We start from the raw sequence: 14,635 nt of genomic DNA on the forward strand, positions 1-14,635 counted from the left end.
TCAGTGCTAAGGGAAAACGCATGGATTTGATACTCGACCTGCTCGCCACCGTCTCCCGCTGGAGCCGCAGCAACCTCTCGGAAATCGCTCTGGCCCTGGTGGGCTGCCTGCTGGTGCTGTTCGGCGCCGACTTCAAAGGCTGGGTCGAGCAACGCCTGGGCAGCATCGCCGGCGCCCTGCGCATACCGCTGATGTCGCTGCTGTGCGTGATCGGCAGCGGCGCCGCGCTGATTTACGCCACGCCGTGGGTGATCAAGGGTTTGAGCCAGTTCAACAACTACAGCCTGGCGCCGGTGTTGTTGGTAGTCCTCGTCCTCATCGGCGTAGTCGCCGACCGCCGCTGATTCCGCAAACACCCCAAAACAACTGTGGGAGCGAGCTTGCTCGCGAATACGGTGTGTCAGTCAACATCAGTGTTGAATGAACATCCGCTTTCGCGAGCAAGCTCGCTCCCACAGTTTGTATTGCGTGATGCTTAAGCGTGTTTTTCGAACTTCAGGTCCCACACGCCATGGCCGAGACGTTCGCCGCGGCGTTCGAACTTGGTGATCGGGCGTTCGGCCGGGCGTGGCACGCACTTGCCGTCTTCGGCGAGGTTGCGATAGCCCGGGGCGACGTTCATCACTTCCAGCATGTATTCGGCGTACGGTTCCCAGTCGGTGGCCATGTGCAGAATGCCGCCAACCTTCAACTTGCTGCGCACCAGTTCAGCGAACGACGCCTGAACGATGCGACGCTTGTGGTGACGGCTCTTGTGCCACGGATCCGGGAAAAACAGCATCAGGCGATCGAGGCTGTTGTCGGCGATGCAACGGTTAAGCACTTCGATCGCGTCGCAATCGTAGACCCGCAGGTTGGTCAGGCCCTGAGTCAGCACGCCATTGAGCAGCGCGCCAACCCCCGGACGGTGCACTTCAACGCCGATGAAATCCTGCTCCGGCGCCGCCGCAGCCATTTCCAGCAGCGAGTGGCCCATGCCGAAACCGATCTCCAGCGAGCGCGGTGCCGAACGGCCGAACACTTGATCGTAATCCACCGGCGCGTCGGCCAGCGGCAGCACGTACAGCGGCGCGCCTTGATCCAGACCGCGTTGCTGGCCTTCGGTCATGCGCCCGGCGCGCATCACGAAACTCTTGATGCGGCGGTGTTGGCGCTCGTCGCCTTCTTCCGTCTGGATAGGCGTGTCGTTCGATTCAGTCATCAATGGCTCTTACTTGATCAGACCATCCAGCGGCGAAGAGGCGCTGGCATAGAGTTTTTTCGGCATACGGCCAGCAAGGTAGGCCAGACGGCCTGCCACGATGGCGTGTTTCATGGCTTCAGCCATCATCACCGGCTGCTGGGCGTGGGCGATGGCCGAGTTCATCAGCACCGCATCGCAACCCAGTTCCATGGCGATGGTCGCGTCGGAGGCAGTACCAACACCGGCATCGACCAACACAGGAATCTTGGCTTCTTCGAGGATGATCTGCAGGTTGTACGGGTTGCAGATCCCCAGACCGGAACCGATCAGACCGGCCAGCGGCATGACCGCGATGCAGCCGATTTCTGCCAGTTGACGGGCGATGATCGGGTCATCGCTGGTGTAAACCATCACGTCGAAACCTTCCTTGACCAGCGTTTCCGCGGCCTTGAGGGTTTCGATGACGTTAGGGAACAGGGTTTTCTGGTCGGCCAGTACTTCCAGCTTCACCAGGTTGTGGCCGTCGAGCAGCTCACGGGCCAGGCGGCAGGTGCGCACGGCTTCGATGGCGTCGTAGCAACCGGCGGTGTTTGGCAGGAAGGTGTAGCGCTGCGGCGACAGCACATCGAGCAGGTTCGGCTCGCCTTCGATCTGGCCCAGGTTGGTGCGGCGCACGGCGAAGGTGACGATCTCGGCACCCGAGGCTTCGATGGCCTGACGGGTTTCTTCCATGTCACGGTACTTGCCGGTACCAACCAGCAAACGCGACTGGTAAGTACGACCGGCCAGCACAAAAGGCTTGTCGCTACGAACGATGCTCATGGGGAATCCTCTTTAAGGGTGAGGGTCTTGCAGAATTCTGTGCCCTCGCGGGGCGGGCGATCAGCCGCCGCCGATGGCGTGCACCACTTCAACGTTGTCGCCGTCGTTGAGGGTGGTGTCGGCATGCTGGCTGCGCGGGACGATATCCAGATTGAGTTCGACTGCCACTCGACGCCCGGTCAGTTCCAGACGAGTGATCAGGGCCGCAACGGTTTCACCGTCGGGCAGTTCAAGGGATTCACCGTTCAACTGAATGCGCATGCGCAACGCCGCCATCATTTTTAGGGGCTGGCATTCTAGCCCGATCATGACCTAAAGGTCAGCACCAAGCGTCAAGCGGTTGGTTGCAGGCGCCAGGCGGCGAGCCCCAGGCAAACCCATCCGGCCAGAAATGCCAGGCCACCGAACGGGGTGATGATGCCAAGCTTGCTGATGCCGGTGGTGGTGAGCACGTACAGGCTACCGGAGAACAGCAGGATACCGACGGTGAACGATACGCCCGCCCAAGCGACCAGCCGCCCCTGAATCTGCGTGGCCAACAGCGCCACACCGAACAGTGCCAGGGTGTGGACCAATTGATAGGTGACGCCGGTATGGAAAATCGCCAGATACTCGGGTGTCAGGCGGTTTTTCAGGCCATGGGCGGCGAACGCACCCAAAGCGACCCCGGTGAAACCGAAAAAAGCGGACAGCATCAAAAAGCCACGCAGCATTGGGAACTCCAGTCAGACGCGATCGGCAGGGTCTGTATAATGGCCCGCTCCACCGGTTCGGCCAAGCCATCTCTATGCTGCGTACTATTTTCCGTCGTCTCACGAAGGCCCTGCTCTGGTTCGCGGGCGGCAGCATCTTGCTGGTGCTGGTGTTTCGCTTCGTGCCGCCGCCGGGCACGGCGTTGATGGTCGAGCGCAAGATCGAATCGTGGGTCGATGGCGAGCCGATCGACCTGCAGCGCACGTGGAAGCCATGGGACGAAATCTCGGACGATCTCAAAGTCGCGGTCATGGCCGGCGAGGATCAGAAATTCCCGGAGCACTGGGGTTTTGACTTCAGTGCGATCCAGGCAGCGCTGGCGCACAACGAGCTCGGCGGCTCGATTCGTGGTGCCAGCACCTTGAGTCAACAGGTGTCGAAGAACCTGTTTCTTTGGGCCGGGCGCAGCTATCTGCGTAAAGGCCTGGAAGCCTGGTTTACTGCGCTGATCGAGGTGCTCTGGCCCAAGCAACGGATTCTTGAGGTGTATCTGAACAGCGTCGAGTGGGATGACGGGGTGTTCGGTGCCGAGGCCGCCGCCCGCCATCACTTTGGTGTCAGCGCGAAGTCGCTGTCACGGCAGCAGGCGAGTTATCTGGCTGCTGTTTTACCGAATCCGCGGGTGTGGAGTGCCAGCCATCCGACCGCTTATGTGTCGCGCCGGGCCGGGTGGATTCGGCAGCAGATGAGTCAGCTGGGTGGGGATAGCTATTTGCTGGGGCTCAATGATTCGCGGCGGGCGCCTTGGTCTCGATAGCCAGTCACTGTTTTTGTAGACACTGAAAATTCCTGTGGGAGCGGGCTTGCCCGCGATAGCGGTGATTCAGACAACATCTGCGTGACTGACCCGACGCCATCGCTGGCAAGCCAGCTCCCACAGGGATTAATGCTGCCCTGACATATGCGCATAAAAAACGCCCCGATCATCGCTGATCGGGGCGTTTTTTTATTGCCGAGGCGCCGGTTATGCGGCGATCGACAATTTGAGCTTGTTCATCGCGCTCTTCTCGAGCTGACGGATCCGCTCGGCCGACACGTTGTACTTCTGCGCCAGGTCGTGCAGCGTGGCTTTCTCTTCTGCCAGCCAACGCTGATAGAGGATGTCGCGGCTACGTTCGTCCAGCACTTCCAGCGCTTCGTGCAGGTTGTGGTTGGAGTTGTCGCTCCAGTCGGCATCTTCCAGTTGACGCGCCGGGTCGTACCGGTGGTCTTCCAGGTAGTTGGCCGGCGACTGGAAAGCGCTGTCGTCGTCGGCTTCAGCAGCCGGGTCGAAGGCCATGTCATGGCCGGTCAGGCGACTTTCCATCTCGCGCACTTCACGCGGTTCAACGCCGAGGCTTTCCGCCACACGGTGGACTTCCTCGTTGTTCAGCCATGCCAGACGTTTCTTCTGGCTGCGCAGGTTGAAGAACAGCTTGCGCTGGGCCTTGGTGGTCGCGACTTTCACAATGCGCCAGTTGCGCAGAATGAACTCGTGAATTTCCGCCTTGATCCAGTGCACGGCGAACGACACCAGACGCACACCCATTTCCGGGTTGAAACGCTTCACGGCCTTCATCAGGCCGACGTTACCTTCCTGGATCAGGTCAGCCTGAGCCAGACCGTAGCCGGAATAGCTACGGGCGATATGTACGACAAAACGCAGGTGGGCGAGCACCATCTGCCGAGCCGCCCCCAAATCCTGCTCATAGTAGAGACTCTCGGCCAGTTCACGCTCCTGCTCCGGCGTCAGCAATGGAATGCTGTTGACGGTGTGCACGTAGGCTTCCAGGTTCGCACCCGGAACCAACGCATACGCAGGCTGCAAAGAATTGGTCATACGAAAAAACCTCCCACTTACATACTCGTGCCTCTCGGCACTGCGAAAAATTGACCGGGAATTCAAGTACAAGTTCCCAAAAAAACCGCAAGGTCAATCACGCGCAAAAAAAGATTCTACTTCGGCGCCAGCTCCCTGAGATGGCGTGCGACTGCAATCCATGCACCGATATAACCCAACAGCACCGCGCCAAGCAAGAGCGACAGACCGTCGGCAACTGGCACTCCGGCCAGCGCGAAATCACTGCCGTACAAGCCGGCCAGTCCAACCACCGCATCGTTCAGCCAGTTCAGGCCGAACGCCAATACGCCCCAGGACAACAGTCCCGCACCGAAGCCATACAACGCGCCCATATAAAGGAAGGGACGACGCACATAGCTGTCAGTGCCGCCGACGAGTTTAATCACTTCTATCTCTGTGCGGCGGTTTTCAATATGAAGACGAATGGTATTGCCTATCACCAAAAGTAATGCAGAAACCAGCAGCACCGTCAGACCGAAGACAAAACGATCGCCAAGCTTGAGGATGGCGGCCAGACGCTCGACCCAGACTAGATCAAGTTGCGCCTGTTGTACCTTGGGCAGCTCGGAAAGTTTTTGTCTTAATGCTTCCAGGGTCGGCTTGTCGACTTCGTTCGGGGTGACCAGCACCACGCCCGGCAACGGGTTCTCCGGCAGCTCGCGCAGGGCTTCGCCGAGTCCGGACTGTTGCTGGAACTCTTCCAGCGCCTGATCACGGCCGACATATTCAGCATCAGCTACGCCGGGCATGCCTTTGATCTGCTCGCGCAACGATTCGCCTTGTTCCGGGCTCGCGTCGAGTTGCAGATACAGCGAGATCTGCGCCGCCCGCTGCCACGAACCGCCAAGACGCTCTACATTGTTGAGCAACAGCGACAAGCCCATTGGCAGACTCAGCGCAACCGCCATCACCATACAGGTGAAAAAACTGCCGATCGGCTGCTTGCCGAGACGGCGCAGGCTGTCGAGCAGGCTGGCGCGATGGCTTTCGACCCAGGCACGGAACAACGTGGCGAAGTCCGGGCCGTCATCATCGTCGTGCTTTTTCTTCTTTGGCGGCTGCGGATCGGCGGCTTTCGGGGCCACACGCTCGGAAACCTTCGGACTGCGTGTCGCACTCATTCGCCGGCCTCCCCGTCGCCGATCAATCGGCCGCGTTGCAGGGTCAACATGCGGTGGCGCATGCGCGCAATCAGGGCCAGGTCGTGACTGGCGATCAGTACGCTGGTGCCCAGACGGTTGATGTCTTCGAACACGCCCATGATTTCCGCCGCCAGACGCGGGTCGAGGTTACCGGTTGGTTCGTCCGCCAGCAGCAAGGCCGGGCGGTGCACGATGGCGCGGGCGATGCCGACGCGCTGTTGCTGACCGGTGGACAGGTCGCCCGGATACAGATCGGTTTTATCCGACAGCGCCACGCGCTCCAGCGCCGAGTCGACACGCTTGGCGATTTCGGCCTTGGACAGCCCGAGAATCTGCAGCGGCAAGGCGACGTTGTTGAACACCGTGCGATCGAAAAGCAACTGGTGATTCTGGAACACCACGCCAATCTGCCGGCGCAAAAACGGAATCTGCGCGTTGCTGATGGTGCTCAGGTCTTGCCCGGCCAGCAGCAGTTTGCCGCTGGTCGGACGCTCCATCGCCAGCAACAGGCGCAACAAGGTGGATTTACCGGCACCGGAGTGGCCGGTGACAAACAAGAACTCGCCACGACGGACTCGAAAGCTCAGCTCATGCAAGCCGACGTGACCGTTCGGGTAGCGTTTACCGACCTGTTCGAAACGAATCATGAACGCTCCCGCTCGGCAAACAGTGCCTGGACAAAGGGTTCGGCTTCAAAGGTACGCAAGTCGTCGATGCCTTCACCGACGCCGATGTAGCGGATCGGCAGGCCGAACTGCTTGGCCAGGGCGAAAATCACCCCGCCCTTGGCGGTGCCGTCGAGCTTGGTCAGCGCCAGGCCGGTCAGTTCGACGGTCTGGTTGAATTGCTTGGCCTGGTTGATCGCGTTCTGGCCGGTACCGGCATCGAGCACCAGCAGCACTTCGTGCGGCGCGTCGGCGTCGAGCTTGCCGATCACTCGACGAACCTTTTTCAGCTCTTCCATCAGGTTGTCTTTGGTGTGCAGACGACCAGCGGTGTCGGCGATCAACACGTCGATGCCACGGGCCTTGGCGGCCTGCACGGCGTCGAAGATCACCGAAGCCGAGTCGGCACCGGTGTGCTGAGCGATGACCGGGATCTTGTTGCGCTCGCCCCAGACCTGCAATTGCTCCACGGCAGCAGCGCGGAAGGTGTCACCGGCGGCGAGCATGACTTTCTTGCCTTCCAGTTGCAGCTTCTTCGCCAGTTTGCCAATGGTGGTGGTTTTGCCAGCGCCGTTGACGCCAACCACCAGAATCACGAATGGCTTGTTCTGCGAGGCGATTTTCAGCGGTTGTTCGACCGGTTTGAGCATCGCGGCCAGTTCGGCCTGCAGGGATTTGTACAGCGCGTCGGCATCGGCCAGCTCTTTGCGGGCGACCTTCTGAGTCAGACGCTGGATGATTTGCGTGGTGGCTTCGACGCCGACGTCGGCGGTGAGCAGACGGGTTTCGAGGTCATCGAGCAGATCGTCGTCGATGGTTTTGCGGCCGAGAAACAGGCTGGCCATGCCCTCGCCGATGCTGGCGCTGGTTTTCGACAGGCCTTGCTTGAGGCGGGCGAAGAAACCGGCTTTGGTTTCTTCGGTGCGCGGCGCTTCGACTGGGGCCTCGGCAATCACTTCAACTGGAGTAACAGGAGCAGCGACAACCGGTGCAGGTGCAGGTGCAGGTGCAGGTGCAGGTGCAGGTGCAGGTGCAGGCTCGGGCGCCTGAACGACCGGAGGAACCGAAGCAACAAACGCCGGCGCAACAGGCTCAGCAACAACCGGCGCAGGCTCAACAACCGGCTCAACCACAGGCGCCGGAGCCACCTCTGGCACAAACGCAGCAGGTGCAGGAATTTCCGGGGTGATATGTGGCGCAGCTTCTTCAACCAATGCCACCGGCTCTTCCGCCACCGGCAAAGTCAGCCACGGCTCGGCCGCCGGGGTCAGCGGCAGCTCAGCCGCCACAGGCGCTTCAGGCTCTGGCTCTGGCTCAACCGGTTGCAACACCGGCTCGGCAATCGGCAACACAATCGGTGCCGGCTCTTCTTCTATAACCGGAGCAGGTTCCGGCGCAGGCTCAGGAATCGCGGGCGGCTGTTCGACGACGGGTTCCTGCGGTTTCTTACGCAGCCATCCGAACAGGCTTTTCTTCTCGCCAGCCGCAGCTGGGGTCTTCTTGTCGTCGTTGGAACCAAACATGGAGGACGGCTATCTCACGGTAGCGACGCGCCATAAGGGCGCCCCGGCAAATAAATATTCGATGCAGAACAGACTGTGTTTCATCCAGCTTGTTCACGCGCAACATTTTGTCGAGGCGCCACAGGCACCTCAAAGGTCGATTAATACGAAGGACTGGAACGGCATCGTCGGCGAAAACGCAGAGTTTAGCTGACAAACTCAAAGCTTCTGCCGGGAACCCATACAACCTATCGACCGATAAGTGGCTTGATAGGCGTGGCCGCCAGTAAAACGGATCAGTATCCTAGCACCTCCTCGCCCGCCTAGGCTAAGACCAAGCGGGCAGCCCAACAGGTTAAAAAACGAATGAATGCTCTAGCCCGCCGCGCTGCAGGCCTGCTGCTCAGCACAGTCTGCCTGCCCCTTTCGGCCCTGGCGGCCGACCCGCAACCGACTCACGAATTCACCCTCGACAATGGCCTCAAGGTCGTCGTGCGCGAAGACCATCGCGCGCCAGTGGTGGTCTCGCAGGTCTGGTACAAGGTCGGCTCCAGCTACGAAACCCCGGGCCAGACCGGTCTGTCCCACGCGCTCGAGCACATGATGTTCAAGGGCAGCGAAAAAGTCGGCCCCGGCGAAGCGTCGCTGATCCTGCGTGATCTGGGCGCCGAAGAGAACGCCTTCACCAGCGATGACTTCACCGCGTATTACCAGGTGCTGGCCCGCGACCGCCTGGGCGTAGCCTTTGAGCTGGAAGCCGACCGCATGGCCAATCTGCGCCTGCCGGCCGACGAGTTCGCCAAGGAGATCGAAGTCATCAAGGAAGAGCGCCGCTTGCGCACCGATGACAAGCCGATGTCCAAAGCCTACGAGCGTTACAAAGCCATGGCCTACCCGGCCAGCGGTTACCACACACCGACCATCGGCTGGATGGCCGACCTCGACCGCATGAAGGTCGAAGAGCTGCGCCACTGGTACCAATCCTGGTACGTGCCGAACAACGCCACGCTGGTGGTCGTCGGCGACGTCACTCCAGATGAAGTGAAAACCCTCGCCCAACGCTATTTCGGCCCGATCGCCAAGCGCGACGTGCCGCCGGCGAAAAAGCCGCTGGAACTGGCTGAGCCGGGCGAACGCCAGATCACCCTGCGTGTGCAGACTCAGCTGCCTAGCCTGATGCTCGGTTTCAACGTGCCAAGCATCGCCACCGCTGAAGACAAGCGCTCGGTCAACGCCTTGCGCCTGATCTCGGCGCTGCTCGACGGTGGTTACAGCGGTCGTATCCCGACGCAACTGGAGCGCGGCGAAGAGCTGGTCTCCGGCGGTTCGTCGAGCTACGACGCCTACACCCGTGGCGACAGCCTGTTCACCCTGTCGGCAACCCCGAACACCCAGAAGAAAAAGACCATGGCGCAAGCCGAGGCTGGTCTGTGGAAGTTGCTGGAACAGCTGAAAACCACCGCGCCGTCCGCTGAAGAACTGGAGCGCGTGCGTGCGCAAGTGATTGCCGGCCTGGTCTTCGAACGTGATTCGATCACAAGCCAGGCCACGGCGATTGGCCAACTGGAAACCGTCGGCCTGTCATGGAAGCTGATGGACACCGAACTCGCCGATCTGGAAAGCGTGACCCCGCAAGACATCCAGAACGCCGCCAAGCTGTATTTCACCCGCGAACGTCTCAGCGTCGCCCACGTCCTGCCACTGGAGACGACTCATGAGTGAGCGCAAAACCCCACGTTTGATGCTGCTCGGCCTGATCGCCATTGCGGTGATCGGCTCGACAGCTTTCTATCTGTCGCCAAGCGCTGACAGCAAGGCCAGCGAAGCCCTCGACAACGCCAAGACCAGCCAGAAGCTGCAATCGCTGGCCGAACTCGACGGCAAGGCCCCGGCCAGCCGCAAGCTCGACGTGCAAACCTGGAACACCGCCGAGGGCGCCAAGGTTCTGTTCGTCGAAGCCCACGAACTGCCAATGTTCGACATGCGCCTGATCTTCGCCGCCGGCAGCAGCCAGGACGGCAATGCGTCGGGACTGGCGGTGTTGACTAACGCAATGCTCAACGAAGGTGTCGCCGGCAAAGACGTTGGTGCCATCGCTCAAGGCTTCGAAGGCCTGGGTGCGGATTTCGGCAACGGTGCTTTCAAGGACATGGCGCTGGCCTCGCTGCGCAGCCTGAGTGCTGCCGACAAGCGTGAGCCTGCTTTGAAGCTGTTCGCGGAAGTCATCGGCAAACCGACCTTCCCGGCCGACTCGTTCGCGCGCATCAAGAACCAGATGCTCGCCGGTTTCGAATACCAGAAACAGAACCCCGGCAAACTCGCCAGCCTTGAGCTGATGAAGCGTCTGTATGGTGATCACCCGTACGCGCATTCGAGCGACGGCAATCCGCAAAGCGTGCCGAAGATCACCCTCGCGCAATTGCGTGAATTCCACGCCAAGGCTTACGCCGCTGGCAACGTGGTGATCGCGCTGGTCGGCGACTTGTCTCGCGCAGAAGCCGAGGCGATTGCCAATCAGGTCTCTTCTGCCCTGCCGAAAGGCCCGGCGCTGGCGAAGATCGCTCAGCCGCAGGAACCGAAGGCCAGCATCAACCACATCGAGTTCCCGTCGAAGCAGACCAATCTGATGCTCGCGCAACTGGGCATCGACCGTGACGACCCGGATTACGCTGCGCTGTCGATGGGTAACCAGATCCTCGGTGGCGGCGGCTTCGGCACGCGCCTGATGAGCGAAGTGCGCGAGAAGCGCGGCCTGACCTATGGCGTGTACTCGGCGTTCAGCCCGATGCAAGCGCGCGGCCCGTTCATGATCAACCTGCAGACCCGCGCGGAAATGAGCGAAGGCACCCTGAAACTGGTGCAGGACGTGCTCGCCGACTACCTGAAAACGGGGCCGACGCAGAAAGAACTCGACGATGCCAAACGCGAACTGGCCGGCAGCTTCCCGCTGTCCACCGCGAGTAATGCCGATATCGTCGGCCAACTCGGCGCGATGGGCTTCTATAATCTGCCGCTGAGCTATCTGGACGATTTCATGCGTCAGTCGCAAAGCCTGACCGTGGAGCAAGTCCGCGACGCCCTGAACAAACATTTGAGCACGGACAAAATGGTCATCGTCACCGCTGGCCCGACCGTGCCGCAAAAGCCGTTACCGGCCCCATCTGATAAACCTGCCGAGCAACCGCTCGGGGTTCCGGAGCATTAATGGCAACTCGTTCCCCAAAAAAACCTGCGCAAAACGTTCACAACGGTGTGAATCAGTTGCGCATCATTGGCGGCCAATGGCGCAGCCGCAAGCTGAGCTTCCCCGATGCACCGGGCCTGCGCCCGACGCCGGACCGCGTGCGTGAAACCCTGTTCAACTGGCTCGCGCCGTACGTTGAAGGGGCCAAGGTGCTGGACCCGTTCGCCGGCAGTGGCGCGCTGTTTCTCGAAGCACTGTCCCGTGGCGCGGGCATGGGTCAGGCGCTGGATGCCAGCAACATTGCCGTCTCCAGCCTGAAGGAGCACCTCGGCACCCTGCGCTGCACCAACGGCCAGGTGCAGACCGCCGATGCGCTGCGTTATCTGGAAACCCAGACTGCCAGCGCGTTCGACCTGGTGTTCCTCGACCCGCCGTTCAATCAAAACCTGCTGCCGGCCGTTTGCACCCTGCTGGAAGAACGCCAGTGGCTGGCGGATGACGCGTGGGTGTACACCGAAAGCGAAACAGCGCCTTCGACCCTCGGTCTGCCGGCCAACTGGCGCCTGCACCGCGAACAAAAGTCTGGCCGCGTGTATTACGCGTTATGGCAGCGCAGCGTCTGAAACCTCCGCATCCCGTGCGGTAAATAGTTACCGCACCTCGCCCGCCGAAGATTGCCACAGTGGTTGCCGCAACCTGCGTTAACCACTGAGGACAATTTACGTATGGACACATTTTTCAGCCGGATGCTGCTATTTCTCTGCCTGGCGCCCTTGATGTCGCTGGCCGCCGTTCCTGCACCGACGCATCAATTCACTCTGGACAACGGTCTGCAGGTACTCGTGCGCGAAGATCACCGCGCACCGCTGGTCACCTCACATTTGTTGATCAAGGTCGGCTCCAGCGATGAAGCTCCCGGGCAGACCGGGCTGTCGCATATTCTCGAACACATGCTCTACAAAGGCAGTAGCAAAACCTGTAATGGAGAGGCCTCGCGGATCCTGGAATCACTAGGGGCCCGTGAAAATGCCTTTACCGACGAAGATGTCACCAGCTTTCACCAGACCCTGGCCCCCCAATACCTGGGGGTGGCTTTCGAGTTGATGGCCGACCTGATGTCTACCGCTCATCTGCGGGCCGAAGACCTGAAAGCGGAAATGGCGGTGATTCGCGAAGAGCGCCACCTGCGTGTCGATGACAATGCCGACGCCGCCGAACTGGAACACTTCAGCGGTCTGGCCCACTTTTCCAACAGCCATCGCACACCCACTATCGGCTGGATGCGTGACCTGCAACGCGTGGACGTGAATGAACTTCGCCACTGGTACCAGACCCGTTATGTTCCGGGTAATGCGGTGCTGGTGATCGTCGGCGATATCACGCTGGAGCAAGTCAAACCGTTGGCCGAGCGCTACTTCGGCGCACTCGTCCGGCGTCCTGTTCCGCGCCTGCTCAGACCTGTGGAACTGGAACATCCGGGAGAGCGCCGGTTGACATTGCACAGCCCGGTCCACACGCCGCGTCTGTTGATGGCGTTCAATGTCCCGGGGCTGGCAACGGCGAAAGACCCGCGCACCGTGCAGGCGTTGCGCCTGATCAACGTTCTGCTTGCCGGCGCCAGCAGTGGGCGCCTGCCAAAGCATCTGCAATTCACCGAGCAAATGTTCAGCCGGATCGACACTTCCTACAACGAACGAACCCGCGGCGACAGCTTGTTGCTGTTGACTGCCGAACTGGCCGATCCGCCCCTCGCCGATCTCGACACTGCGCAAGCACGGGTGTGGCAGTTGATTGCGGAGCTACACAGCACTGCGCCATCCCCCGAAGAACTCGAACGTGCGCGCACTCGATTGATCGCACAGCAGGTGTATGCCCAGGACTCGATCGATCAGCAAGCCAGAATGCTCGGCAATCTGCAGGCCATCGACCTGCCCTGGCGCTTGCTCGATGAAGATGCCGATGCGCTTGCCAAAGTGACACCGCAAGACATTCGCGAGACTGCCGCGACCTGGCTGACACGCCGACGGCTGAGCGTCGCACACGTACAGACGGTGGCTGCCAATGAATGATCTTGTACGCCTTGCATGGCTGGTGTTGCAGAGCCTCGGGCTGGCTTTCTGCCTGACTGCGATGACAGTGCGAGCCGATACCCCGCGCCTGCAATCGCTTGATGACATCAAAGAAGTCGTGATCAAGCCGCGCCCTTTGAAGATAAACGGGTGGAAGACCCTGAGCGGCACCAAGGTACTGTTCGTGCGCGTGCCTGACCTGCCCATGTTCGATATCAATGTCAGCTTCGCTGCTGGCAGTGCTCGCGATGGAGCTCTGCCCGGACTTGCTGCCACGACGTTTTCACTGCTCAACGAAGGTGTGCCCGGCAAGGACCTGTCAGCGATCTTCGAAACCTTCGATGGCCTGGGTGCCCAATTGGCGATGGACATCAATCATGATCGCGCCAGTTTCTCCTTGCGCAGTCTGAGCGCTCCCGACAAACGCAAACCGGCACTGGAACTGCTGGCGCAGATCTTTGGCGAGCCACTGCTCAGCGAAGAACGGCTCACGCATGTGAAAAACGAAATGCGCGCAGCCCTCGCGGAGGAGGAAGACGATGCCGCTCTACTGGCCGAGCAGCAGATCAAGGCATTGCTCGCTCCAGACAGCCCTTTCAGCCTCTCGGCTTATGGAACCAGACAGGGCCTGAGCGCGGTGACCCGGGCAGTCGTGCAGGACTTCCACCGCCGCTACTATGCCGCGCGTCATGCGCAAATCACATTGGTGGGCGATCTTTCTCTGGAGCAGGCGCAGACGATCAGCCTGCAAATCAGCAATGCCTTGCCCAAGCCCCTCGGTTCCGACACCGCTTCAGCGACAGCTACACCCGGTAGGGTCATGACCCGTCATGTCGAAATCGCCAAAAACCAGACCCATGTGATATTCGCCCAGCCCAGCGTACCGCCCCGACACGCCGATCGGGCCGCGCTATATGCCGCCAGCCTGATCCTCGGCGGCACACACAACAGTCGACTGATAACAGAGCTGCGGCACAAGCGCGGCCTGGTGTACGGTGTCCACAGTGAAAACATCAACTGGGCAGGGGGTTCGGGGTTACTGACCATCACTCTGCAAACCGGCAGCCAGTTCAGCGCAGGTACCGTCTCTCTGGTACGAACCCTGCTGGATGACTTTCTGCGCGATGGACCGACCCAGCACGAACTCGATCAACTCAAGCGCAGGCTGGCCAACATGAATGTGATGCGCAGCGCCAGCAACCGACAGATACTGGCCAGGCTGGTCGAAATCAATCGTTATGACTTGCCGCTCGACCTGGACTACGCCGCACAACAAGTGCAGCGACTGACCGTTACAGACATCAAACAGGCAATGAACCGACACCTGTCGCCACAGCGGTGGCTGACAGTGACCGCAGGGGCCACTGTCGAACAGCAGCCATTGCCGACACCTGAGACCACGCCTTCCGGTCAGACAGACGAGGGCACGTGTCGCGTCAATCCGGGCTTTGTGGCAAGTTAAGCGCTTTCAATGA

The 14,635-nt window shown here is 60.6% G+C and carries 16 protein-coding genes; 8 read left to right on the top strand and 8 right to left on the bottom strand.

The window, feature by feature from the left end; translation table 11 throughout:
- The first annotated feature begins 20 nt into the window (after nt 1-20).
- Nucleotides 21-344, top strand: coding sequence for a DUF3392 domain-containing protein (locus tag RMV17_RS27785; RefSeq protein WP_034153666.1), 324 nt, complete (start codon nt 21-23; stop codon nt 342-344).
- 131 nt (nt 345-475) lie between these two features.
- Here the strand turns inward: RMV17_RS27785 and trmB are convergent, their stop codons facing one another.
- The 4 genes from trmB to RMV17_RS27805 all read right to left on the bottom strand — a co-directional run bounded on the left by trmB (nt 476) and on the right by RMV17_RS27805 (nt 2,718).
- Nucleotides 476-1,201 carry a tRNA (guanosine(46)-N7)-methyltransferase TrmB gene (trmB, locus tag RMV17_RS27790; protein WP_034153667.1) on the bottom strand — a complete coding sequence of 242 codons (726 nt, stop codon included), beginning with the start codon at nt 1,199-1,201 and terminating at the stop codon, nt 476-478.
- Nucleotides 1,202-1,210: 9 nt separating this feature from the next.
- Nucleotides 1,211-2,005 (bottom strand): thiazole synthase, encoded by a 795-nt coding sequence (locus RMV17_RS27795; RefSeq protein WP_016983239.1) that lies wholly within the window; start codon nt 2,003-2,005, stop codon nt 1,211-1,213.
- A 60-nt stretch (nt 2,006-2,065) separates the two neighbouring features.
- Nucleotides 2,066-2,266 carry a sulfur carrier protein ThiS gene (gene thiS / locus RMV17_RS27800; RefSeq protein ID WP_122604433.1) on the bottom strand — a complete coding sequence of 67 codons (201 nt, stop codon included), beginning with the start codon at nt 2,264-2,266 and terminating at the stop codon, nt 2,066-2,068.
- A 71-nt stretch (nt 2,267-2,337) separates the two neighbouring features.
- Nucleotides 2,338-2,718 (bottom strand): DUF423 domain-containing protein, encoded by a 381-nt coding sequence (locus tag RMV17_RS27805; protein ID WP_311884035.1) that lies wholly within the window; start codon nt 2,716-2,718, stop codon nt 2,338-2,340.
- 74 nt (nt 2,719-2,792) lie between these two features.
- Between RMV17_RS27805 and mtgA the strand changes: the two genes are divergently transcribed.
- Nucleotides 2,793-3,515, top strand: a complete 723-nt coding sequence (gene mtgA / locus RMV17_RS27810) for a monofunctional biosynthetic peptidoglycan transglycosylase (RefSeq protein WP_311884037.1) — start codon at nt 2,793-2,795, stop codon at nt 3,513-3,515.
- Between the two features lie 207 nt (nt 3,516-3,722).
- Here mtgA and rpoH read toward each other — a convergent pair whose 3' ends face one another.
- From rpoH to ftsY, 4 genes are all read right to left on the bottom strand, one after another.
- Complete coding sequence (gene rpoH / locus RMV17_RS27815; protein ID WP_003229146.1) at nt 3,723-4,577, bottom strand: RNA polymerase sigma factor RpoH; 855 nt, start codon at nt 4,575-4,577, stop codon at nt 3,723-3,725.
- Between the two features lie 116 nt (nt 4,578-4,693).
- Entirely contained in the window at nt 4,694-5,719 is a 1,026-nt protein-coding gene (gene ftsX, locus RMV17_RS27820) for a permease-like cell division protein FtsX (RefSeq protein ID WP_034153670.1), read from the bottom strand.
- Nucleotides 5,716-6,387 carry a cell division ATP-binding protein FtsE gene (gene ftsE, locus RMV17_RS27825; protein WP_008065082.1) on the bottom strand — a complete coding sequence of 224 codons (672 nt, stop codon included), beginning with the start codon at nt 6,385-6,387 and terminating at the stop codon, nt 5,716-5,718. The genes ftsX and ftsE overlap by 4 nt, the downstream gene beginning before the upstream one ends.
- Entirely contained in the window at nt 6,384-7,928 is a 1,545-nt protein-coding gene (ftsY, locus tag RMV17_RS27830; protein ID WP_311884042.1) for a signal recognition particle-docking protein FtsY, read from the bottom strand. The genes ftsE and ftsY overlap by 4 nt, the downstream gene beginning before the upstream one ends.
- Between ftsY and RMV17_RS27835 the strand changes: the two genes are divergently transcribed.
- From RMV17_RS27835 to RMV17_RS27860, 6 genes are all read left to right on the top strand, one after another.
- Nucleotides 7,927-8,121, top strand: coding sequence for a hypothetical protein (locus RMV17_RS27835; RefSeq protein ID WP_025112092.1), 195 nt, complete (start codon nt 7,927-7,929; stop codon nt 8,119-8,121). The genes ftsY and RMV17_RS27835 overlap by 2 nt on opposite strands.
- Before the next feature lie 152 nt (nt 8,122-8,273).
- Nucleotides 8,274-9,629: a pitrilysin family protein gene (locus RMV17_RS27840; protein ID WP_108225068.1), complete on the top strand. Its 1,356-nt coding sequence runs from the start codon at nt 8,274-8,276 to the stop codon at nt 9,627-9,629.
- Nucleotides 9,622-11,112, top strand: coding sequence for a pitrilysin family protein (locus RMV17_RS27845; RefSeq protein WP_311884045.1), 1,491 nt, complete (start codon nt 9,622-9,624; stop codon nt 11,110-11,112). Before RMV17_RS27840 ends, RMV17_RS27845 begins: the two co-directional genes overlap by 8 nt.
- Nucleotides 11,112-11,714: a 16S rRNA (guanine(966)-N(2))-methyltransferase RsmD gene (rsmD, locus tag RMV17_RS27850; RefSeq protein ID WP_311884047.1), complete on the top strand. Its 603-nt coding sequence runs from the start codon at nt 11,112-11,114 to the stop codon at nt 11,712-11,714. Before RMV17_RS27845 ends, rsmD begins: the two co-directional genes overlap by 1 nt.
- A gap of 102 nt (nt 11,715-11,816) precedes the next feature.
- Entirely contained in the window at nt 11,817-13,160 is a 1,344-nt protein-coding gene (locus RMV17_RS27855) for a pitrilysin family protein (RefSeq protein WP_311884049.1), read from the top strand.
- Entirely contained in the window at nt 13,153-14,622 is a 1,470-nt protein-coding gene (locus RMV17_RS27860) for a pitrilysin family protein (RefSeq protein ID WP_311884051.1), read from the top strand. The genes RMV17_RS27855 and RMV17_RS27860 overlap by 8 nt, the downstream gene beginning before the upstream one ends.
- Nucleotides 14,623-14,635: the final 13 nt, after the last annotated feature.

The sequence above is a fragment of the Pseudomonas sp. VD-NE ins genome (assembly GCF_031882575.1).
Classification (GTDB): domain Bacteria; phylum Pseudomonadota; class Gammaproteobacteria; order Pseudomonadales; family Pseudomonadaceae; genus Aquipseudomonas; species Aquipseudomonas fluorescens_BZ.

Excerpts from the sequence above, each read along its gene's own strand:
- RMV17_RS27785 (WP_034153666.1), top strand. The coding sequence starts at position 21 with ATGGATTTGATACTCGACCTGCTCGCCACCGTCTCCCGCTGGAGCCGC.
- trmB (WP_034153667.1), bottom strand. The coding sequence starts at position 1,201 with ATGACTGAATCGAACGACACGCCTATCCAGACGGAAGAAGGCGACGAG.
- RMV17_RS27795 (WP_016983239.1), bottom strand. The coding sequence starts at position 2,005 with ATGAGCATCGTTCGTAGCGACAAGCCTTTTGTGCTGGCCGGTCGTACT.
- thiS (WP_122604433.1), bottom strand. The coding sequence starts at position 2,266 with ATGCGCATTCAGTTGAACGGTGAATCCCTTGAACTGCCCGACGGTGAA.
- RMV17_RS27805 (WP_311884035.1), bottom strand. The coding sequence starts at position 2,718 with ATGCTGCGTGGCTTTTTGATGCTGTCCGCTTTTTTCGGTTTCACCGGG.
- mtgA (WP_311884037.1), top strand. The coding sequence starts at position 2,793 with ATGCTGCGTACTATTTTCCGTCGTCTCACGAAGGCCCTGCTCTGGTTC.
- rpoH (WP_003229146.1), bottom strand. The coding sequence starts at position 4,577 with ATGACCAATTCTTTGCAGCCTGCGTATGCGTTGGTTCCGGGTGCGAAC.
- ftsX (WP_034153670.1), bottom strand. The coding sequence starts at position 5,719 with ATGAGTGCGACACGCAGTCCGAAGGTTTCCGAGCGTGTGGCCCCGAAA.
- ftsE (WP_008065082.1), bottom strand. The coding sequence starts at position 6,387 with ATGATTCGTTTCGAACAGGTCGGTAAACGCTACCCGAACGGTCACGTC.
- RMV17_RS27835 (WP_025112092.1), top strand. The coding sequence starts at position 7,927 with ATGGAGGACGGCTATCTCACGGTAGCGACGCGCCATAAGGGCGCCCCG.
- ftsY (WP_311884042.1), bottom strand. The coding sequence starts at position 7,928 with ATGTTTGGTTCCAACGACGACAAGAAGACCCCAGCTGCGGCTGGCGAG.
- RMV17_RS27840 (WP_108225068.1), top strand. The coding sequence starts at position 8,274 with ATGAATGCTCTAGCCCGCCGCGCTGCAGGCCTGCTGCTCAGCACAGTC.
- RMV17_RS27845 (WP_311884045.1), top strand. The coding sequence starts at position 9,622 with ATGAGTGAGCGCAAAACCCCACGTTTGATGCTGCTCGGCCTGATCGCC.
- rsmD (WP_311884047.1), top strand. The coding sequence starts at position 11,112 with ATGGCAACTCGTTCCCCAAAAAAACCTGCGCAAAACGTTCACAACGGT.
- RMV17_RS27855 (WP_311884049.1), top strand. The coding sequence starts at position 11,817 with ATGGACACATTTTTCAGCCGGATGCTGCTATTTCTCTGCCTGGCGCCC.
- RMV17_RS27860 (WP_311884051.1), top strand. The coding sequence starts at position 13,153 with ATGAATGATCTTGTACGCCTTGCATGGCTGGTGTTGCAGAGCCTCGGG.